This is a genomic window from Psychrobacter sp. I-STPA10, assembly GCF_021012795.1.
Taxonomy (GTDB): domain Bacteria; phylum Pseudomonadota; class Gammaproteobacteria; order Pseudomonadales; family Moraxellaceae; genus Psychrobacter.
In genome coordinates this window covers 38,437-58,761 of record NZ_VFYU01000027.1, presented here as the reverse complement: position 1 = coordinate 58,761, position 20,325 = coordinate 38,437, and the positions used below count along the sequence as shown (strand labels likewise).

Sequence of the window (20,325 nt, the reverse complement as noted above, 5' to 3'; positions counted from 1 at the left end):
CATCATATAAAAGTATGGCAACATACAAACTTTGTTGATACTCTAAAAACATAAAAAGCCCTGATACAAATGCAGGGCTTTTTATTGTTTTAGAAATAGAGATGAAATAAAAGGATTTACAATGAATGAAAAAATGTTATTAATTGACTTTGAGAAATATGGCAAACTTGCTGTAGACATGTCAGTAAAAATAGCCATTGCTATTGTTATATTTATCATTGGTAAATGGATAGTTGAAAAAGTGGTCAAGCTTGCTGAAGGAGTGATGCAACGTAGTCAACTTGATGATACCATGACACGTTTTTTAAGTAATATCTTGTATGGCGTCATGTTGGTTGTTGTCGCTATGGCTGCGTTAAGTGAAGTAGGAGTAAATACAACGTCAGTGGTTGCAATCTTGGGTGGGGCGACCGTTGCCATTGGTATTTCACTCAAAGACCAACTGTCTAATTTTGCCGCAGGTGTTGTCATCGTTGTCTTTCGCCCGTTTAGCCGAGGTGATTATATCGAAGTTAATGATACCAAAGGCACTGTCGAAGTAATCAATATTCTACATACCCGCTTGATTACTACAAATAATCATGAACTTATCATACCTAATAGCAAAATATCGACCACCGAAGTGATTAACTTCACCTCCATACCCAATCGCCGTGTCGATGTGGTGGTCGGTATTGGTTATAGTGATGACATCAAAACTGCCAAAGAAATCATGCTAAAAATTGCTCAAGAAAATGAGTTGATATTTAAAGACCCTGAGCCGATTATTCGTGTGACCAACCTAGGAGATAGCTCGGTTGATTTGACCATGAATGTCTGGACGACCAATAATGATTGGTGGTCGGTCAATTGTGATTTATTAGAAAAAATCAAATATGCGTTAGATGAGCAAGGCATTGAAATCCCATTCCCGCAACGTAGTGTGCATGTGGTGGGCTTAGAAGATATGGTAAAGCAGTTACAGGTAGCGCCAGCAACTCCTGTGGATTTGCAAAAGGACAAACAAAACAAATAGGTGAGTCAACGACAGTATAAGTCATTTACTCATAAGGATTGGGCAGCCCAAGATTTGCCAAAATCTCAATCTCAAAGCCTTCCATTTCATCTTGCTCGGTTTGTCCAAGCTCATGGTCAAAGCCGAGTAGGTGCAAAATGCCATGTACCAATAGATGAGTTAAATGCTGCTCGGTGGTTTTGCCTTGTTCGTCAGCTTGTGTTATCAAAACATCATGACAAATAATTAACTCGCCAAGTGGCAATTCTGGCATGACCTCAATGAGTGAAGTTGGTAAATCACTGGGATAAGATAAAATATTAGTGGCGTAGTCTTTGCCCCGAGCATCTAAGTTTAGCTGTCTGCCTTCTTGCATATCGGTGATATAAATATCTAACACTTTATCTTTGCTTTGCCAAATTTCACTATCCAAATCTGCATAATCAGGCAGGGTTAACCCTGTGTTTATTAGCTCAGAGATATAGACCAGTGTGGTTTGGGCAATGGGGGTGATAAAGTTATCTGTATAATACTGTGCTATCACATCATCACAAATGCCATCAGCGTGGCTGACGCTGATGGCAAGGGTTGGTTGTGGCGTTAAAGGTGCGTTCATAAACCTCATTTTACATCAAATGGCTATTATAAAATTGCGTCGCTTGGTTTAGATTTTATCATTTTCAGCTTGTTTGCGTGCTTGCTCTTCAAGTCGAGCTTGTTTGCGAGCCTCTTTGATTGCCTCTTGCTGCTCATCAAAGACATCATAAGCTTCAACGATTTTTTGTACTAACTGATGACGTACCACATCTTTTGAGTCAAACTTGGTGATGTGAATCTCTTCAATCTTACCCAAAATTTGCAGCGCTTGCGCTAAGCCAGATTTATGTCCACGTGGCAAATCCACCTGAGTGATATCGCCGGTAATTACTGCTCGTGAGCCAAAGCCTAAGCGAGTTAAAAACATCTTCATCTGCTCTGGTGTGGTGTTTTGCGCTTCGTCCAAAATCACAAATGAGTTGTTTAATGTACGACCACGCATATAGGCAAGTGGCGCAACTTCGATGATTTGACGCTCAAGTAGTTTACCCACTTTTTCAAAGCCAAGCATCTCATAAAGGGCATCATATAAAGGACGCAAATAAGGGTCGATTTTTTGAGTTAAATCACCCGGTAAAAAGCCCAGTTTTTCACCTGCTTCCACCGCAGGACGTACCAATAAGATACGCTCGATTTCATTACGCTCGAGCATATCAACGGCACAGGCAACGGCAAGATAAGTTTTACCAGTACCCGCAGGACCAACACCAAAAGACACATCTGAGCTTAAAATGCGTTTCACATAGTGCTGTTGGTTACCACCACGAGGCACAATTTTACCTTTACGAGTACGCAGGCTAATGGGTGTATAGTTATGCGAATTATCTTCGCCGTCTACTCCTTCTACGCCATCTACGTTGTCATTATCTGCAAGTTGTGCTTCTAGTGCCTCACGGGCTTCAGTAACACGAGACATGCTAGATTGAATGATTAAATGCAACTCTTCTGGGGTAATGTGCGTTGCTGTCAGTGCTTCATCTGCCAGTTTGTTTAAAATGTTTTCGCCACGCTCTACCGCCGTCAAGTCACCTGATAAGGTGAATTTGTGCTGACGTTGGTTAATGGTAATATCCAAACGGTCTTGGATATATTTAAGGTGATTATTGTATTCACCCAGCAGGGTTTTTAGTTGTGATGAAGTTAAAAAGTCTAGATTTACTTTACGAGTAATGGTATCAGTCAATTGAATATCCTTTTGTTGGTGAGCCTTTTTTATCATATAACAGGCTTGTGACCATTTATGTCAATGTTTTTGTATTTTTGCTGACATTGCTGTGGTTGCAATGGTTATTTCATGTTGTTGTAGATAGTTATATTTGGGGGTATATCACAAAAGTTAAGTTAAAAGTAAATTGATTTATTAGTGTAAACCAGTGACGTATACCAGTGAGGTATAAGAGCCACACTGTCTTGTATTATGGTTATTTGTGATTAGAATTCAAGCGATGCTTGATATAACTTACGTCGTTTTTTGTAAAGGCTGATTATTTGGGCTAATGTGGCGAAGTGATAATATTTGAGTATAGGTTACTTGAGTATGGGTGATATCTGCTTGATTACTATGCGACAATATAGCAACACTGCGCTATGATAGATTGGATATATTTATAGTCTGCCTACTATAAATCCACCACGGTGTTAACCTCGCTAGATGGGTATACTATCTGCACTCGGTTGCCTTGTGGTGAACTTATATTAGATTGACTATATTAAAGATATGTAGCAAATAAAGATAGGCAGTGATAAAACTGCCAACAATATCGTGAATCGTTATTATTAATAGTTATTGATAAACAAGTGGGCTAATAAAGTGAGTAATGATATGTCTATGTCAGATATAAAATCCAGTGATAACAAAACATCAGCCGCTACTACAAATGTCTTGGATTATGCCATTAGTGACCAAAATGTGCTGATTGTTGGTGGCGGGCATGTGGGTTTATCCTTCGCCTTGTTACTAGCGCATCAGGGTATTGCCAGTACGCTGATAGAAAAAAACCGTTATCCAAGTATTAGCCCCAACGAAGATGTGAAGCGTAGCCATTATTTAGATTGCCGTAATACAGCTTTGTCACGACGTACGGTGCAGATTTATCAGCAGATTGGACTATGGGAGGCGCTACAAAGCCATGCTTGCCGTATTGATTCGGTGCAGATTAGTGAGCAAGGTAGTTTTGGTCATGCCAAGCTGAATAAAGAAGAGGAAAACGTCGAGTCGTTTGGTCAGGTGATGGAAAATGCATGGCTTGGGCGTAAGTTGTTACTGGCAGTGCAAAATAGCCCTTTAATCAATATCATTGATGGGGCAACCGTCACTGAGGTTGTTCAGTCGCAAACCGATGTGACGTTAATTTATGACAGTGAGGCAGGCAACGAGCAGCGTTTAGTGGGTAATTTATTGGTGGCGTGTGATGGGCGAGATTCAACCGTACGCAATTTGTTAGACATTGGCACAACCAACTATGATTATCAACAATGTGCCATCGTCGGTGTGGTACAAACCGACACCCCACATCAACATGCTGCCATTGAACGCTTTAGCCCAGCAGGACCTTTGGCAGTATTGCCATTAACTGATGCCGCAGGAGATGGCAACGAGCCCCATCAAGCAGGCTATCGCCGCTCGGTAGTCTGGGTATGTGCAAAAGGTGAAGAGCAGCCCTATCTTGAAGATGAAGCATTGTTTTTGCAGGCATTACAAAAGGCATTTGGTCAGCGAGCAGGGACATTTGTGAGGGCAGGTAAGCGGGGTGCTTATCCTTTAACTCGGGTATTAGCACAGCAGCAAATACACGGACGCTGTGTGATTATGGGTAATGCTGCCCACACCTTGCACCCAGTAGCAGGGCAGGGTTTTAACCTATGTATGCGTGATGCTGAGGCGTTGGCAAAAATGCTGGCAAGGCAAGTGATGCTCGGTGAAGATATTGGCGATGGTGCGATGTTGGCAAGCTATGAGCAGGCGCGCAAAAAAGACCAAAAGCGAGTGATTCGCTTTTGTGATGCGGTGGTGCATGGCTTTACTAACCCGAATCCTGCGGTCAAAATTGCGCGTAATCTGGCATTAATCGCCTTTGATAAGCTGCCTAATGTTAAGCCGTTGGTCGCTACTTATGCGATGGGATTAAAGTCTTAGTATCATGGTTTAAATAGTTTAATTAAGCTGTATAACAATTGATACTAAATAAGTAAAAAATGGATAAAGATAATAACCATGACAAATATAAATAAAGCAGTGAAAAATGACCATAGCCTCATTATTGGTGGTGGCATCGTTGGGGCAGCATTGGCACTAAAACTTGCGCAGGCAGGACATGGCGTGACCTTAATAGATGCACGTCCTAAGATGTCAGCAGAGAATTGGCAACAAAAGCTGACCCAGCGTGATGCCAGAGTGTATGCGCTTAGCCTTGCTAGTATTGAGCTATTAAAAGAAGTGGGTGCATGGCAGCTTATCTGTCACTCAGGACGTAAAGCGGATTACAATCAAATGCTGGTATGGCAAAAAGATGGTCATGGTGAGCTGCAATTTGGCGAAACTAAGGGCGTGCCGCAACTACTTGGCAGTATGGTTGAGCCAATTGTTATCGAGTATGCACTTTGGCAGCGTATGCAAGATGCGCAAATCAGCCAGAATTTGCAGGTAATACGAGGACAAAAAGTCACAGCTATGGACTGGTTGGGTAGTGAAGATGGCTATCAAATCAGCTTAGATAATGGCGAGAAAATCACTGCACCATTAGTGGTTGGGGCAGATGGTCGTGGTTCATTTGTGCGTTGTCAAGCCAGTATTACGCTCGATACATTAGATTATCATCAGACAGCCATTTGCTGCGCTATTCATACCGAAAAGCCACATCAACATATTGCCCGTCAAGCCATGTTGCCCACTGGAACATTGGCACTGTTGCCACTTGCTGATATTACTGATGAAGATAAAGCCAATCCACAACATTGGCAATCAGTGGTATGGACATTGCCCAGCAATCAAGCATTGGATATGCTAACGGCTACTGATGAGCAAATAGCTAATAACTTGGCTGCTGCCAGTGGCTATGAGCTGGGTAGTATTGAGCAAATTGAATCAGTTGCTAGCTTCCCACTGACGGCACAACAAGCCAAAAGTTATATTAAAGAGAACTTGGTATTGGTCGGAGATGCGGCGCATGGCGTGCATCCGCTGGCAGGGCAGGGGCTAAATTTGGGCTTGCTTGATGTGGTAGCTTTGTATGACTTATTACGGCAAGATTATCAGCGTAGTGGTAAACGTCTTTGGGGACACTTGCAAACTCTACAGCAATACGAGCGTCAACGTCGTCCACACAATAGTCTGATGATGCATAGCTTTTCGGCGATGAACTGGCTGTTTGCAGGTGAGTTTGCAGCACTGCGACCTGTACAACAACTACGTAGTGAAGGCATGTATCAGGTGGGACAGATTAAGCCATTGATGCGCTTGTTTACAAAAAAAGCAAGTGGATTATGATATTCGGTAGATTATTAGCAATGAAATGTTTTTTATAGTTAAAAAAATATAATATGGGATAGAAAGCTGGTGGTGGGTAGAATATAATGTACACTTGTACATAAAATAAATTGTTTAAGAAATATGAGTGGATAAATAGCCTAAATTATTATGTTTATACTTTATTTCATCAGATAGATATGTCGTTTGGACTTGTTGTTTTATTTCTTATCAATTTATTTTATGAAACTAAAACTGAAAAGAATAATCAGTATGACTTAAAGACTTTGTATCTTAAAGACATTGTATAAAGGATTATGCAGTGAACATCATATTGATGATATCTTAATAGGCGAGGTTTGTATGAACAGTTTTATGAACAGTGAACCAAGAAAGTTATCTACACAAGGCAAAATATTCTGTACTACTAAGGGTCTCAAAGCCTTAAATGAGGACAGTAAATTAAAAGGACGAGAGCGACAATACTGTTTGTTATTAAGTCGTGGTGATGACATGAGCCATTTTATTAGTGAACAGTTGCGTCAAAAGGTTGATTTAGCCCATCTTTTAGAAGAAGGCTATATTGAAATAGATGAAACAGATGAGGTGGAAATTCAGTTAAGTAAATCGTCCCCTGTAAGTTTTGCCTTGGATAATAACGATAAGGAAAAGGAAGAGGAAGAGCAAAAGCCAGAGGTTGATGCGATATTACGTCTTTTAGCTGGTAATATATAATTAATTTATTATTGGCATATATTGAGTAGTTACAATTAAATCCTTAAGATGTCTATGTATAGTAGAAGAAGGATTTAACACATGCAGCATATTTTAATTGATTATGAAAATATTCAACCAAAAAACTTTGATGGTGTTGATGTCAATAATTGCCACATTTGGTTGTTTTTAGGCGTCAATCAACAAAAAAGTTTGCCTTTAGAATTGGTGGAAACTTTATTACAATTTGACAATAAGCATGTGCATATCATAAAAATGCAAAACTCAGGTAAAAACGCTTTGGATTTTTACCTGAGTTTTTATTTGGGAAAAATATCTGAACTTGATAAACAAGCAAGTGTGTGTATTTTAGCAAAAGACAGTGGTTATGATGTGTTGGTGACCCATCTAAACAGTGTCTATGATGGTATGAATATCATACGTTTAGCAAATCCTGATAATGTTAGTGTGATTGATGAGATTGGTACAGATGTGACTACACAAGCTGTCACCAAGATTCAACAGCAAGTTATTAAAGAAGAAGGTGAACCGACATTAGATGTCATTAGTGACATTAAAAAAGAGTTAAAAGAGGACATTAGCAAGCCGTTTATTCACCACTGTTATGGCTTGGTATGTGCAGAGCTTATTAAAGAAAATGCTTTTTTGCCAACTTATAAACATAATTTATTATCTGCTATTAAAAAGTATATTTTAGCCAGTGAAATGACAAATTATGATGAAGATGAGCAGAATTATATCATTGAAGGTATTTTTGATAAGTTGGTGAATTATGGACTGATAACTATAGAGAATGGCAGTAATCAATTAACTTATCATGTAGATTCAAAGGCGATTTTAGAACTAATTGTGCAGTATGTGTTAAACAATCAAGTGAAGACGATTGATGAGTTACATAATATGATTCGACAGCGATTAAAGATATATCAACAACAAGAGGATGAAAGTAATGTTGGATTAATTATAAAGTGGTTAAAAAAAGAAGGGATTATTAAACAGAGTCAAAAAGACATATATTATCCGAGCATACAGTATGATTATGATGATTTATATGTCAATTCATTACATATCATCAAGGATATGCCAGATAAAATCAGACCTAAGAAAAAAGATAGTTTAAGGAACTTTTTAGAAAGTCGATTAAAAATTTCTGATGTGATGTTGCTTGATAAAATTCTCAAGGAGTTCATTACAAATAAGCTAATTATGGTTGCGGCAAATAATAAAATTAGCTATAACTTATAACTTACATTACCCCAATGCCGAAAATCCAACCATAAGTACAGGTGAGAAGATATTAATAATAAAACCAAAACTAATCGCTAATGGTACAACTTGCAAGCCACCTGACTGCTGAATAATCGGCAAGGTAAAATCCAAACTGGTTGCCCCACCTAGTCCCACTGCTGCTGATGGATAGCGGCGCATAAACATAGGAATACATAGCAACGCCGTAAATTCACGCAATAAATCATTAAACAGTGCCACACTGCCCCAAATTGCGCCATACGCATCGGTCATGACAATGGCGGAGAGGGAATACCAACCAAACCCTGATGACAGTGCCAAGCCTTGCGTTAATGAGACCTCATCAAACAACAATGAAAATACTCCTCCACTGAGCAGCACCGATACAGTGAAGATGATACTGGTTTGCACCCCACGTTTATTTAATAACACTTCTCGTAAGCTAATACCTGAGCCTTTTAAGCCGATACCAACCAATAATATCAGCAGCATCAGTAGGGCTGTCATGCTGTTTTCTGGTGGCATGGCAGAGGGTGCATAGACTGGTAATAGCTTACCAATGGCATAACCGATAGCGACGCATGCCACTTGAATTAGGCTGCCGCGAAAGCTGACAGGGTGCGCAAGTGTTTGTGTTTTGTTGTTGCTGTGCCAAGGGCGTAGGCGGTCAAATATCATCAGACCTGCCAATCCTGTGCCTATGGTTAATACTGCCAATACCAGTACATATAAGGCAATATTGAATACCTGTTCACTCAAGCCAGCCACTTGTGCCAGCTCAATGCCAACTAAGGTTAAAATGATATAGACCAAATAACCTAATATTTTTTCTGACCAGTGTAATAAGGTAGCATGTGTTGGTAGCACAAAGCCAAGAAACAGTGGGGTTAATACTAATACTAAGGTAATTAGACTTTGTAGGCTTTGTGCGCTTGGCATAAGAGATAACCGACTTCAAAAAAAACAGCGATTGTAGCACAAACATTCTTTATCACGCTGGTTGTGTGGCTATTTTGCTTGGCGGTTGATGGGTTGGTGTAACTATATGAGCATCAATATCAGCAGTAGCATCAACATCGTCACTAACATTGTCACTAACATTGTCACTAACATTATCAACACTGCTAATAATACTGCTTAAGGCAGTATGGTGGCTATCTGGATAATCGTGTCGATAATGTCCGCCTCGGCTCTCTAGTCGGGTTAATGCAGATTGTAGCAATAAGGTAGCAAGGGTCAGTAAGCGTTGCCAGCGTCGGGCGGCTAAATCTGCTGTATTTTTTATATCAACATGCTTTAGATAATTGGCGTTAGGGCTGATTTTGTATTGTTCTTGCCAAGCCAATATTTGCTGTTGTGCTGCTTGTAGCTGTTGTTGTGAGCGCATGATACCCATATTTGAGGTCATCAGTTGTTTGAGTGACTCAATGGGATAATGTTGTGTAGCCGTGTTATTTTTATCCGCCTCTGCTTGCCAAATACTGCTAGGCTTAGTTAAGGCTTTATTATTTTGCTTATTGGTTTGCTTATTATTGTTGCTGTGCGTGCTAATAGCAACGGCTAGAGAATCTGTTGGTGTGGTTGGGTATTGCCACTGTGCGTCTGCTTGCAAATAGCGAGATAGGTGCTGGGCAATGTTGCGACCCACCACCACACATTCAAGCAGTGAGTTACTTGCCAGACGATTGGCACCATGTAGCCCTGTATGAGCCACCTCTCCCACAGCATAAAGACTGTTGATGTCTGTTTGTCCTTGTGGGGTAGTCATCACGCCGCCACAAGTATAGTGAGCAGTGGGGGCAACAGGAATGGGGGTTGTGGTCATGTCAATGCCTAGTTTTAGGCAATGGGCATAAATATCAGGGAAGTGCTGCTGAATAAAGCTGGCTTCAAGGTGGGTAATATCAAGATATACATAGCCGAGTTGGTTATTGCTAATTTCATGAGCAATGGCTCGGGCAACGATATCACGGGGTGCAAGCTCTGCCCGTTTGTCATAATCGGGCATAAAGCGTTTGCCAGTAATAGGGCAGCGTAGCAATCCACCTTCGCCACGTACGGCTTCAGAGATTAAAAAATTACTGTCATCTTTGGCAAGTCCTGTTGGGTGAAACTGAATAAACTCTAAGTTTGCTAAGCGGCAACCTGCTTCCCATGCCATCATCATGCCATCTCCCATGGCAATTGAAGGTGCGGTAGCGCGTTTAAAAAGCTGCCCCAGTCCACCGCTGGCAAGTACGGTAGCATGGCTATAAATCGTAAAAGTAGTGTGTTTGCTATGGTCGTAGACTTCAGCCCCCAGACAAGAATTGCTACTGGGTAAGGGGTGATGTATGGTATTGCCATCAGTTTTATTGATGTTATTATTACCATTATCAGTGTGGTCATAAGGTGCACGGAGTAACCGTAGTGCCTCATGCTGGCACAGCAAGGTGATGTGATTGGCTGCCTGTGCTTGTTGATGCAAAGTGTGCATAATATGCCTACCAGTGGCATCATCGGCATGTACTACCCGTCTTTGACTGTGTCCACCTTCTTGGGTCAAATGTAGAGTGGTTGCCTGTGGCGCATGGGCAAAGCTGGCATTGCTTTGCTTAGTAGTTATGTTTTGCTCAGTGGTAAAAGGCACGCCCATAGCAGCTAGCCAGTCGATGGCATCGCTACCATGAGATAAAATTTCAGTTGTTGCCCTTTTATCACACAGTCCATCACCCGCCACTAAGGTGTCATTGACATGTTCTGCCACACTGTCTTGTTCATCAATACAAGCAGCGATGCCGCCTTGGGCATAATGGCTAGAACAAGTGCTCAAATCCTCTTTTGCCAGTATGATAATGTTGAATGTCTTGGGTAGAGACAATGCAACACTGATGCCTGCCAATCCTGCACCGATGATAAGCACATCACAATTTAAGTCATGACCTTGAATGATAGAGATAGGGTTACTAGGCATAGTTTGAGCAGTATCAATCTTATTGTGATGCAAATTGGTAGTATTGATGGTTGCTTTGGTTTGGCTCAGTGTCATCATATTTTTACCTTATCAATGGACTGGCAGACATGAAAATGATGGTGTTATTCGTGTTGCATGTTAACTTAGGCTGCACCCACTTTTTCAAACAACGGACGGTCTTTAACAATATCACCACTGGCGGCGACACGGCGTTTTTGCTGCTCGGCAAAGTCAAGCATACGCTGTAGGGGTTTGAGTGCTGCTGCTGCTAAATTCGGCTCTAAGTGAATTTCACCTGTGCCATTTTTTAGACAATCTTCAATGCCTTGTAGCCCATTCATTGCCATCCATGGACAAAAAGCACAGCTTTTACAAGTCGCACTTTCTCCTGCTGTTGGTGCTGCCAAAAACCGTTTGTGTGGTGATTGTTTTTGCATCTCATGTAAGATGCCTAAATCAGTTGCCACAATAAAGCTGGGTGCGTCCATCTCTCGGCTGGCATTTAATAGCTTGCTGGTTGAGCCAACCACATCTGCCAACGCCACCACACTATCAGGTGATTCGGGGTGTACTAATACTTTAGCGTCAGGATTCTCAGCTTTGAGCTGCTCAAGCTCGAGGGCTTTAAATTCGTTATGCACAATACATGAGCCTTGCCATAGCAGCATGTCAGCCCCAGTTTGTTTTTGGATATATTTACCCAAATGGCGGTCAGGTCCCCAGATGATTTTTTCACCTTTGGCATGTAGATGACTGACAATCTCTAATCCAACCGATGAGGTTACTACCCAGTCTGCTCGGGCTTTTACTTCTGCGCTGGTATTGGCATATACCACTACGGTACGCTCAGGGTGGGCATCACAAAAGGCACTAAATTCTTCAATGGGACAGCCCAAATCTAATGAGCATTCAGCTTCTAAATCTGCCATCAATACCGTTTTATCCATGCTTAATATTTTGGCTGATTCACCCATAAAACGTACCCCAGCAACCACAAGCGTTTGTGCAGGGTGGGCTTGACCAAAGCGTGCCATCTCTAAAGAATCACCGACACAACCACCTGTGGCAAGTGCCAACTCTTGAATAAAGGGGTCAACATAATAATGCGCAACTAAAACGGCATTATTTTGCTGTAGTAAGTGTTTTATATTTGCTTCCACGATTTGTCGCTCACTGCGGGGCAGCTCAGCAGGAATTTTTGCTTTGGCATACTCAATATCAATGACAGGCGATAAAGAATGCTCTGGAGTGAGTGTGGGCATATCATAGGGATAAGTATTGGTAGCTGAGGTTTTCGTTGCTAAGTTTTGCTTTGAAGTCGTTATTGACATAATAGGCTTCCTCTGCGGTGGCTATCGTGTGGATATGTGATAGTGGCAAATTTTTATGGTTTCTTTTTTTTAATTATGCTCATTTTGAGTTTAAATACAAGTGTTTTATTGCATTATTTTATTTTTTATCGTCATGACTATCATTACAGGTAAGCAATGCGATTTATATACTGTTCGGGTTATACTGTTTTTTTTATTATCTTTATCATTAAAATTACATAGTCATGATGGTGATAGTCACTATTATTATAAAAATCTAGTTAAATAATCTGAGAGTTCTATGAGTTTGTCTTATACCCATGCCCATTATCAAGGCAGTGGCACAACCGAAGTGGTGGCTGTCTTGGTCGCCATTACCAATGATAGCGCGCGTGTACTGACTGTTGATGAGGGGAAATTACTGCCCAATGGACCATTGATGCCCTTGCATCGCTCATTACAAGCAGGGGTACGTCAATGGGTAGAGGAGCAAACACAGCACCCACTTGGTTATATTGAGCAGTTATATACCTTTGTTGATACCAATCGCCGTAATGCCGCAGGGCATGCGTTGGTGTATGTCAGTTATTTAGGCTTGGTGCAAGAATCACAGCTAAGTCCATTATCATCACAAGCCACATGGCAAGATTGGCATGTGTATTTTCCGTGGGAGAATCATCTGAGTGGTACACCAGAGTGTATCTTGTCGCACATTGCACCTGCATTGTTACAGTGGGCGTATTCTGCCACAGATAAAGTGCAGCAAAAAAGGCGTTGCCAGCGAGTGCGTTTATGTTGGGGGATAGACTGGAATGAGGCAGTAGCAGACAGTCAGGCTGATGGCAAAATAGTGAATATAAAAGACATAAATCAACTAGATATCCGTATGACAGACTGGATTGCAGAACATGCCCTACTACGTTATGAAATGCTTTATGAAGCAGGGTTAATTCCTGAATCACCTGCCTATCAACCTAATAAATTTGCCAGAAAAATTGAGCTTTGTACCATGATTGGACAGCCGATGTATTATGACCACAGACGGGTGATTGCAACAGCCATTTCCCGTTTACGTGCCAAGATTGAATATCGTCCGCTAATATTTGGCTTGATGCCTGAGCAGTTTAGCGTCTCACAGTTACAAAAAAGTGTCGAGGCGTTATCTGGAGTGCCTCTGCATACGCAAAATTTTCGCCGCTTGATAGAGCATCAAAACTTGATTGAGCCAACAGGTCAAAGTATCAGTGCCAGTCGTGGTAGACCTGCCAAGCTGTATCGTTTCCGCTATGATATGGAGCTACAAAGCTTGCTGATGGACAGTAAGTTGCCTAAGCAAAAGTAAGGGCAAAGTTTGGTAATCATTCATTTATATAAGAATATAAGCCAATTATTTCTATAAATAGTTTGCAGAAAGGATAATATTTGCGCTATATTTACACTCATATTGAGTTTAAATGTAGCGCAAATTAGGAAGTAAGATGATGATAACCAGCGTAGTCAAACAGCCAGTTTTTGCCAGACAGCAGCCAAGTTTAGATGATGTATTGCTTACCCCATTGGTCACAATGGCGTTGCAAGAAGATTTGGGACGTCGTGGTGATGTGACTTCACAAGCGACCATACCTGCTGATAAAACTGCCAAATTAGAAATTAAAGTACGTGATGATGGTGTGATATGTGGTATGGATTTGGCTCGGCTGTCTTTTGCTTTGGTTGATGCGAACGTACAGTTTGTCGCTCATGTCGCAGATGGTGATAAAGTACAAGCAGGTGATAAATTAGCAACAGTGAGTGGCAATGCTCGTCATTTATTGACCGCTGAGCGAACGGCGCTGAATTTTATGACCCATCTAAGTGGTATTGCCACAGCAACTTGGCAAGTGGTTGATTTGGTAGCAGACTATCACGCCCAAATTACCTGTACCCGTAAGACCATCCCCGGATTACGCAGCCTACAAAAGTATGCGGTGCGCTGTGGTGGTGCGCGTAATCATCGTCTGGGCTTAGATGATGCGATATTAATCAAAGACAATCACATCGCCATTGCTGGTGATATCGCCACAGCCATGCAGCAGGCGCAAGCATTGGCTGGGCATCTGGTGCCAATAGAGATTGAGGTTGATACCCTAGAGCAGCTTGAGCAAGCATTAGCGGCAGGTGCAAAGTTGGTGCTATTGGACAATATGAATATGGATACGTTGTCACAAGCGGTTAATATGTGCCGAGGTCGAGCATTAACCGAAGCGTCAGGTGGTGTAACACCAACAACCGTTGTTGATATTGCCAAAACAGGTGTTGATTTTATTGCCATGGGTTATCTGACCCACAGCAGCAAAGCGTTGGATATTGGGTTAGATTTTATTAACTGATAAGTCAAACAGGGTATTTATTTATGCCAATTGAGATGTTGTAAAGCTAAAAAATAAATTTTTGTTAAATTTTTTAATTATAGGTTTTGTTTTCATAGGCGTGTTACTGATGCTGTGATAAAATCGCCCTTTTTTCTAGACTCAGTATTGGGGTGGTGGTGATGGACACCGAAATTATCAAAATCATTCTGGCATTTATGGTGTTGATTAACCCATTTAGTGCATTAACATTATTTTTAGACTTGACCCGTGGTTACTCTATGACCAACCGCCGTAAAGTCGCTCGTATTGCCAGTACCACTATTTTTATTACCATTGCCTTTTTTACCATTGCTGGTGAGACGCTGCTTAAAGTGTTGGGCATCTCAATAGGCTCTTTCCAAGTGGCTGGGGGTATTTTGGTATTTTTAATTGCCATTAATATGATGAATGGTGAGGGTAATCCAGTGAAGCCTGACCAAGACAACTTTGACTTTGAGCATGTGCATGAAGTGATTCCTAGTACTGCCTCAGCCGTTGTGCCATTAGCGATTCCAATGATGATAGGGCCTGGTGGTATCTCAACAGTGATTATTTATTCCTCACAAGTCAGTGGTTGGCTGCCAGTTACTTCCATCATTGTCGCTGGCTTGTTGATTAGTATCTTTTGTTATCTTTGTTTGATGGCGGCAGGGCGTATCAGTCGTTTCTTAGGGGATACTGGGCTTAATATCATGAGCCGTATCATGGGTATGTTATTGGCAGCAGTTGCCATTGAAATTATTGTCAGTGGGCTACGTACCATATTTCCAGATTTATTGTGAGTCAGGTTTTTTGTTAAGAGCTAACAAGTTAAGAACTTGTCTTTATCCTTTAGATGAATGCTTCTATATGAGTATATGAGTGTTTTTATATGAGAGCTAGATAAATGCCAGTGTGGATAGTTAAAGATATTGTAACAGGGGAGTTGTAGTGTGCGTTTTACGCACCGTTAGATAAAGGTGCATAGAATGCACCCTACGCACATCGTGTTTTTGCGTAAGTCCTAAAACATTTAAACATAGATAATTAATATGAATATTTAAATGTTAAATAATGATCAAATACAGTTTCTTATAGTCAATCTAATATAATTTCACCACAAGGTAACTGAGTGAAGATAGTACATGTAGTACATTAAGCGAGGTTAACACCGTGGTGGATTTATAATAGGCAGACTATAGTTACCATATAGTCATCACATAATTAACTCAATCCTAAATGCCAAGCCAAATATAGCATCAATATCCCGACAAGCGCATCTAATACGTTCCATGCTTTAGGCTTTGCAAATAAAGGTGATAATAATCTTGCACCATAACCCAGTGCAAAAAAGAACATCACTGAGGCGCAGATTGCACCCAGTGTAAACAGTACCTTATTTTGTGCTCCAGTAGACACCATGCCTACCAATACCAATGTGTCTAAATATACGTGAGGATTGAGCCAGGTAAAGCCAATACATAGCAGTAGTGATTTTTTTAGGCTACTGACACCTTCTCCAGAACTGTTTAGCGCATGTGACTTAGTGACACTGGCATATAAGCTCATCAGCCCATAGACCAATAAAAAAAGCGCGCCTGCTATTTTTGCCCACATGACCAGATTAGGATAACGGGCGGTAATTGCGCCAAATCCTGCCACCCCTGCCGATATCAGTATCGCATCTGAGAGTGCACAAAATAGACAGATTGCAAAGACATGTTCACGTTTTAGCCCTTGTTTTAATACAAATGCGTTTTGCGAGCCGATTGCCAGAATCAGAGAAATACTTAATGCCCAACCTGCGATAAAATCTGTCAGTATCATTGTGTTACTCGCAAATATTGTAAAAACTGTTAAGATAATATAGTTATTTACTGACAGCAAGCAGTTATTGAGTATAGGGCTAATACAAAAAAACAATGATTAATTAAATAATAACAAGTTGTTGGATATAGTCTGCCTACTATAAATCCATCACAGCGCACTGTTTTAGTTAGCGATACTTGCTGTTTTTATTTTTTATACTGAGGCGACTATAAAGAGTGCTGCTATAAAGAGGTGATATGGCCGTTAGTTTATCAAGATTATTTAAGTCATTTGCATATCCTGAAAGTAGTGGGAGTAGCCATGTTGACACTGAACAAAACGCTGAGTTATTACCACCCATTCACTATCCTAGTGCAGAGGCTGAGAGTGAAGGTCAGAATGAAGATAACTTGAGCCAAGATACCAAAGATAACAACATACAAGAGCGTGAAAATCAACAACTCAGAGCGCAGCGAGTGACGCACGCAGTGAAACTGGTTAATAATACCCAAGTACCCACGCCACTGACAGATCGCTATTTACAATTACAAAAAAACCGTCGTCACCCGAATAGACCGCCTTTTGATCCTGATACGCTGTGGACATTAAAACATGGGAAATGCCCAATTATGACTGAACTTGTTGATGTAGTAGATGAGTCTACCTTAAATGCCATGCCAATCGAAGCAGTGGCAGTTTTAGATCGTATTAACCATAAATTAAGCCGCTATCGGGAGTGGTCAACGGAGCTAAATGACAGTCAAGAAGAGTGGGTATGTGAGCGTAAATATGTGATTAATAAGCTCATTCAAGAAAGTATCCCCGAAGCACTGAACTATTATGAACAGCTATTACGTTTTAGCCCACATCGTACTAAAAATAACATTGTTCAAGGTAATATGACCGCAGGAGATTTATTGACTGACCTGTTTTTAGAGATAGATTATGAGTTAGATGAATTATTAGATGAGCTACATCAAATGGTGGTCAGTCGGCTAGCTTCTACGCATCGCTATGTTAAAAGCCGTACTCAGAACTAATTTTAGCCTAAGTTAGGATACCTACTATGTCACAATTAACTGCCATGTTTTTGATGTTTGTGTTGTATGGTCTGCTGCCTATGGCAGGACTTTATGCAGGCTATCGGGGCTTTAAAAAATTAACCCAGCCAAAGATGCTGGAGTACAAATCCATGCCTCAGCTTGGCTATATTCCCGAAAAAAGTTTGCCTGCCGATGTAAAGCTTACCTTAGAAAAAATTAACCAAAAAGGTGAAACATTGCGACTGATTTATGGGGATAGCAATAATGATGGGGTGATTGATGATAAAGACACAGTTAGTGAAACTTATGTGATGATTAATAATTTGATGCAAACGCATGTGCCACAAGCTGTTGCTGACTATCGTCGTCTGCATGATTTAGATGGTTCACGGGCAGATACCACCAAAATTAAAAATTCCAATGTAACAGGTAAAGAAGCGTTATTAGAAGTTTTAAATACTGTCAATGCACAGTTTGATGAGTTATTAGAAGCTTCCTATCATCAAGATGGTCAAAAGTTATTGGTTGCCAATCGCTACCTAAAGCAGCGTTTTGAAAATCGCACATAAAGCCCATTTTTGATTATTTAAACCATAAAACCTAAGCACACTATCATGATAATATCGCTAGGCGTGGGTCTAGTTACCCTATTAACAACGGTATATGTCGGTAAAAAAAGCTGGCAGGCATTTCATCGTATGGTGGGCATCACTCCTGGACAAATCACCTATATTGAGCCGTCAAATACGAACAAAGATGAATCAAAAGACTTAGCATATACCTCAGTTATTTGGCAGCAACTACAGTTAGATTCTCACTATTTAAAGTATTTGCCAGTGGCACAAATACAGCATTTACAGCGTATTGATACAAAAATGCAGGCGTATGATAGTTGGCAACAACCCTCACCTGATATGGCTGCCAAACAGCGCAGACCACCACCATTTGTAGCATCTAATGTGGTCACAGAAGAGACATTTTTGCTGCAAAAACTCATTGTAGAACGCTTGCCAGAAGCATTGGCTAGGTATCATTTGATTGCTAAAAGTCAGGCATTGACCACAGCAGTTAGTGCACCTGTTGAGTCATCACAACATTTAGCCGAAGCGTTGCAGGTGGTGCAGGCATTACTTGAACGTATTGAGAAGAACTTGGATAAAGTGCTGAATCAATATCAACAAGAGCAACTACAAAACTTACGTGCAATGCAGCGTTATTTGGATAGTCGAGAAGATTAATAGATACTTTTTTATTTGTGGCTTACTTTTTAAATTGGGTTCTATTTTTAGTTTGTGCATAGGCATAGTGGGGTTTAATAAATTAGGACTTACGCAAAAGTACGATATTTGTCTTAATCAAGCGGCTGGGAATTATTTACGAAGCCTCTGCAACTACGTACAGCCAGCGAGTAAATGATTCCCAGCCGCTAATAATCTATGAAACTGCGTAAGTCCTATAAATAAAGGGCTATTTTGTAAATAGCCCTTTATTTTTATTTATTATTGCTGGTATTTAGGTAGTCGATATTTTAGCGTTGTTTGTTATTAGTACGACCACCACGACGCGCTTTTAGTGGTTTTTTCTGTATGCGTTCTTTTTTACGCTTAGCCGCACCTTGTAGTCCTGTACCTTGGCGAGGACGTAGATTGACCAAATCTGTTAAATCATGAATCTCTTTTTTATCCAGTTCAATAAAACGTCCCGTGCGTAGTTCTTTGGGCAAGCTCACTGAGCCGTAACGGGTACGCAACAGGCGGCTAACCTTTAAGTCTTGTGACTCAAATAAACGGCGTACTTCACGATTGCGCCCTTCTTTGAGCTTAACGTGATACCATTTATTGACACCACTACCACCACCTTCTTGTACATCATCAAACTTTGCTAAGCCATCTTCAAGCTCGACACCTGCCGTTAATTTGCTGGCAATCTCAGGCGTGACATCACCGAGAATCCGTACCGCATATTCACGCACAATCTCATTTGATGGGTGCATTAAACGGTGTGCCAGTTCGCCATCATTGGTAAATAATAACAGCCCTGTGGAGTTGATATCCAAGCGTCCTACCATCACCCAACGATCATGGGTGAGCTTTGGTAGACGATCAAACACCGTTGGGCGACCTTCTGGATCACTGGCAGAACAAATTTCGCCTTCAGGTTTGTAATAAGCCAATACACGACGACGTTTTTCTTTCTCTGATTTGTATTTAATTAGACGTCCATCAACCCGAATTTCATCGGTTTGGCTAACCCGATCGCCAATGGTTGCAGGAGTGCTATTGATGGATACTCGCCCAGATTTAATCACCTCTTCCATCTGCCTTCTTGAGCCTAATCCCATACGAGCCAGCGCTTTTTGCAGTTTTTCTGTACCAACTGTGCTGGTTGTCGCTGCGGTATTGTTATGGTTAGAGGGGGCGTGTTGGGCAGTTGTGGGCATCTCATTTGCAGAGGTTGATTCATCTGTGTGAGAGGGGTTTGAATGATCGGACATGGTTATTTCCTTGAGTCGGTTGGGGATACATTTCGCAATGTATAAAAAATATCAATATAAGCTTGAGTATTCTACGCTAATTTGTCCCATTTTAGTATGGTTGTGCGTCTGTTGCCTCTAAGCAGTATGAATATTGCAAAATCCTCATTATTATCATTGTAGTATCTAAGTTTTTACTTGTGTTAATTTGTAAACTTTATCAAAGTTAGTACATTTATTTTTATCACCCGTCACTGTAAAACCCTGCCGTTTAGGGCAAGGATATAAGGCAGCATTTGGTGTTGCATAACATCTCATACCACTTGCAA

At 40.9% G+C, this 20,325-nt stretch carries 18 protein-coding genes; 11 read left to right on the top strand and 7 right to left on the bottom strand.

Annotated features, from left to right (window positions below; all coding sequences use genetic code 11):
• The first annotated feature begins 121 nt into the window (after nt 1–121).
• Entirely contained in the window at nt 122–1,015 is an 894-nt protein-coding gene (locus tag FHK89_RS13405) for a mechanosensitive ion channel family protein (RefSeq protein ID WP_230661298.1), read from the top strand.
• A 25-nt stretch (nt 1,016–1,040) separates the two neighbouring features.
• Here the strand turns inward: FHK89_RS13405 and ybeY are convergent, their stop codons facing one another.
• A complete protein-coding gene (gene ybeY / locus FHK89_RS13400) occupies nt 1,041–1,610 on the bottom strand; it encodes an rRNA maturation RNase YbeY (RefSeq protein ID WP_230661296.1) in 570 nt (189 codons plus the stop codon).
• A gap of 48 nt (nt 1,611–1,658) precedes the next feature.
• Complete coding sequence (locus FHK89_RS13395) at nt 1,659–2,774, bottom strand: PhoH family protein (protein WP_230661294.1); 1,116 nt, start codon at nt 2,772–2,774, stop codon at nt 1,659–1,661.
• 645 nt (nt 2,775–3,419) lie between these two features.
• Here FHK89_RS13395 and FHK89_RS13390 point away from each other — a divergent pair.
• The 4 genes from FHK89_RS13390 to FHK89_RS13375 all read left to right on the top strand — a co-directional run bounded on the left by FHK89_RS13390 (nt 3,420) and on the right by FHK89_RS13375 (nt 8,036).
• Nucleotides 3,420–4,727, top strand: a complete 1,308-nt coding sequence (locus FHK89_RS13390) for an FAD-dependent monooxygenase (RefSeq protein ID WP_230661292.1) — start codon at nt 3,420–3,422, stop codon at nt 4,725–4,727.
• Nucleotides 4,728–4,805: 78 nt separating this feature from the next.
• Complete coding sequence (locus FHK89_RS13385) at nt 4,806–6,077, top strand: FAD-dependent oxidoreductase (protein ID WP_230661290.1); 1,272 nt, start codon at nt 4,806–4,808, stop codon at nt 6,075–6,077.
• A 342-nt stretch (nt 6,078–6,419) separates the two neighbouring features.
• Nucleotides 6,420–6,791 (top strand): hypothetical protein, encoded by a 372-nt coding sequence (locus FHK89_RS13380; RefSeq protein WP_230661288.1) that lies wholly within the window; start codon nt 6,420–6,422, stop codon nt 6,789–6,791.
• Nucleotides 6,792–6,872: 81 nt separating this feature from the next.
• The gene (locus tag FHK89_RS13375; protein WP_230661286.1) at nt 6,873–8,036 is read left to right on the top strand and encodes a PIN domain-containing protein; all 1,164 of its coding nucleotides are present in this window, start codon (nt 6,873–6,875) and stop codon (nt 8,034–8,036) included.
• Nucleotides 8,037–8,042: 6 nt separating this feature from the next.
• Here the strand turns inward: FHK89_RS13375 and FHK89_RS13370 are convergent, their stop codons facing one another.
• The 3 genes from FHK89_RS13370 to nadA all read right to left on the bottom strand — a co-directional run bounded on the left by FHK89_RS13370 (nt 8,043) and on the right by nadA (nt 12,254).
• Nucleotides 8,043–8,978 (bottom strand): lysine exporter LysO family protein, encoded by a 936-nt coding sequence (locus tag FHK89_RS13370; protein ID WP_230661284.1) that lies wholly within the window; start codon nt 8,976–8,978, stop codon nt 8,043–8,045.
• A 52-nt stretch (nt 8,979–9,030) separates the two neighbouring features.
• Nucleotides 9,031–11,070 carry an L-aspartate oxidase gene (gene nadB / locus FHK89_RS13365; RefSeq protein WP_230661281.1) on the bottom strand — a complete coding sequence of 680 codons (2,040 nt, stop codon included), beginning with the start codon at nt 11,068–11,070 and terminating at the stop codon, nt 9,031–9,033.
• A 65-nt stretch (nt 11,071–11,135) separates the two neighbouring features.
• Complete coding sequence (gene nadA / locus FHK89_RS13360) at nt 11,136–12,254, bottom strand: quinolinate synthase NadA (RefSeq protein WP_230661347.1); 1,119 nt, start codon at nt 12,252–12,254, stop codon at nt 11,136–11,138.
• Between the two features lie 349 nt (nt 12,255–12,603).
• Between nadA and FHK89_RS13355 the strand changes: the two genes are divergently transcribed.
• The 3 genes from FHK89_RS13355 (at nt 12,604) to FHK89_RS13345 (ending at nt 15,474) form a co-directional block, all read left to right on the top strand.
• Nucleotides 12,604–13,644, top strand: coding sequence for an NUDIX hydrolase (locus FHK89_RS13355; protein ID WP_230661278.1), 1,041 nt, complete (start codon nt 12,604–12,606; stop codon nt 13,642–13,644).
• A gap of 136 nt (nt 13,645–13,780) precedes the next feature.
• Nucleotides 13,781–14,671, top strand: coding sequence for a carboxylating nicotinate-nucleotide diphosphorylase (gene nadC, locus FHK89_RS13350; RefSeq protein WP_230661275.1), 891 nt, complete (start codon nt 13,781–13,783; stop codon nt 14,669–14,671).
• Between the two features lie 161 nt (nt 14,672–14,832).
• A complete protein-coding gene (locus FHK89_RS13345; RefSeq protein WP_230661272.1) occupies nt 14,833–15,474 on the top strand; it encodes a MarC family protein in 642 nt (213 codons plus the stop codon).
• A gap of 421 nt (nt 15,475–15,895) precedes the next feature.
• On the opposite strand, the gene FHK89_RS13340 is transcribed toward FHK89_RS13345, so the two are convergent.
• Complete coding sequence (locus FHK89_RS13340) at nt 15,896–16,498, bottom strand: LysE/ArgO family amino acid transporter (protein WP_230661269.1); 603 nt, start codon at nt 16,496–16,498, stop codon at nt 15,896–15,898.
• 239 nt (nt 16,499–16,737) lie between these two features.
• On the opposite strand from FHK89_RS13340, the gene FHK89_RS13335 reads away from it, so the two are divergent.
• The 3 genes from FHK89_RS13335 to FHK89_RS13325 are packed head-to-tail and all read left to right on the top strand — an operon-like array spanning nt 16,738 to nt 18,761.
• Complete coding sequence (locus FHK89_RS13335) at nt 16,738–17,520, top strand: hypothetical protein (protein ID WP_230661266.1); 783 nt, start codon at nt 16,738–16,740, stop codon at nt 17,518–17,520.
• 26 nt (nt 17,521–17,546) lie between these two features.
• Nucleotides 17,547–18,092: a hypothetical protein gene (locus FHK89_RS13330; protein WP_230661264.1), complete on the top strand. Its 546-nt coding sequence runs from the start codon at nt 17,547–17,549 to the stop codon at nt 18,090–18,092.
• A 45-nt stretch (nt 18,093–18,137) separates the two neighbouring features.
• Entirely contained in the window at nt 18,138–18,761 is a 624-nt protein-coding gene (locus FHK89_RS13325; protein ID WP_230661263.1) for a hypothetical protein, read from the top strand.
• 290 nt (nt 18,762–19,051) lie between these two features.
• Here the strand turns inward: FHK89_RS13325 and rluB are convergent, their stop codons facing one another.
• Nucleotides 19,052–19,963, bottom strand: coding sequence for a 23S rRNA pseudouridine(2605) synthase RluB (gene rluB / locus FHK89_RS13320; protein ID WP_442966604.1), 912 nt, complete (start codon nt 19,961–19,963; stop codon nt 19,052–19,054).
• Between the last annotated feature and the right edge of the window lie 362 nt (nt 19,964–20,325).

Coding starts and splice junctions, on each gene's coding strand:
- FHK89_RS13405 (WP_230661298.1), top strand. CDS start 122: ATGAATGAAAAAATGTTATTAATTGACTTTGAGAAATATGGCAAACTT.
- ybeY (WP_230661296.1), bottom strand. CDS start 1,610: ATGAACGCACCTTTAACGCCACAACCAACCCTTGCCATCAGCGTCAGC.
- FHK89_RS13390 (WP_230661292.1), top strand. CDS start 3,420: ATGTCAGATATAAAATCCAGTGATAACAAAACATCAGCCGCTACTACA.
- FHK89_RS13385 (WP_230661290.1), top strand. CDS start 4,806: ATGACAAATATAAATAAAGCAGTGAAAAATGACCATAGCCTCATTATT.
- FHK89_RS13380 (WP_230661288.1), top strand. CDS start 6,420: ATGAACAGTTTTATGAACAGTGAACCAAGAAAGTTATCTACACAAGGC.
- FHK89_RS13375 (WP_230661286.1), top strand. CDS start 6,873: ATGCAGCATATTTTAATTGATTATGAAAATATTCAACCAAAAAACTTT.
- FHK89_RS13370 (WP_230661284.1), bottom strand. CDS start 8,978: ATGCCAAGCGCACAAAGCCTACAAAGTCTAATTACCTTAGTATTAGTA.
- nadB (WP_230661281.1), bottom strand. CDS start 11,070: ATGATGACACTGAGCCAAACCAAAGCAACCATCAATACTACCAATTTG.
- nadA (WP_230661347.1), bottom strand. CDS start 12,254: ATGCCCACACTCACTCCAGAGCATTCTTTATCGCCTGTCATTGATATT.
- FHK89_RS13355 (WP_230661278.1), top strand. CDS start 12,604: ATGAGTTTGTCTTATACCCATGCCCATTATCAAGGCAGTGGCACAACC.
- nadC (WP_230661275.1), top strand. CDS start 13,781: ATGATGATAACCAGCGTAGTCAAACAGCCAGTTTTTGCCAGACAGCAG.
- FHK89_RS13345 (WP_230661272.1), top strand. CDS start 14,833: ATGGACACCGAAATTATCAAAATCATTCTGGCATTTATGGTGTTGATT.
- FHK89_RS13340 (WP_230661269.1), bottom strand. CDS start 16,498: ATGATACTGACAGATTTTATCGCAGGTTGGGCATTAAGTATTTCTCTG.
- FHK89_RS13335 (WP_230661266.1), top strand. CDS start 16,738: ATGGCCGTTAGTTTATCAAGATTATTTAAGTCATTTGCATATCCTGAA.
- FHK89_RS13330 (WP_230661264.1), top strand. CDS start 17,547: ATGTCACAATTAACTGCCATGTTTTTGATGTTTGTGTTGTATGGTCTG.
- FHK89_RS13325 (WP_230661263.1), top strand. CDS start 18,138: ATGATAATATCGCTAGGCGTGGGTCTAGTTACCCTATTAACAACGGTA.
- rluB (WP_442966604.1), bottom strand. CDS start 19,963: ATGCCCACAACTGCCCAACACGCCCCCTCTAACCATAACAATACCGCA.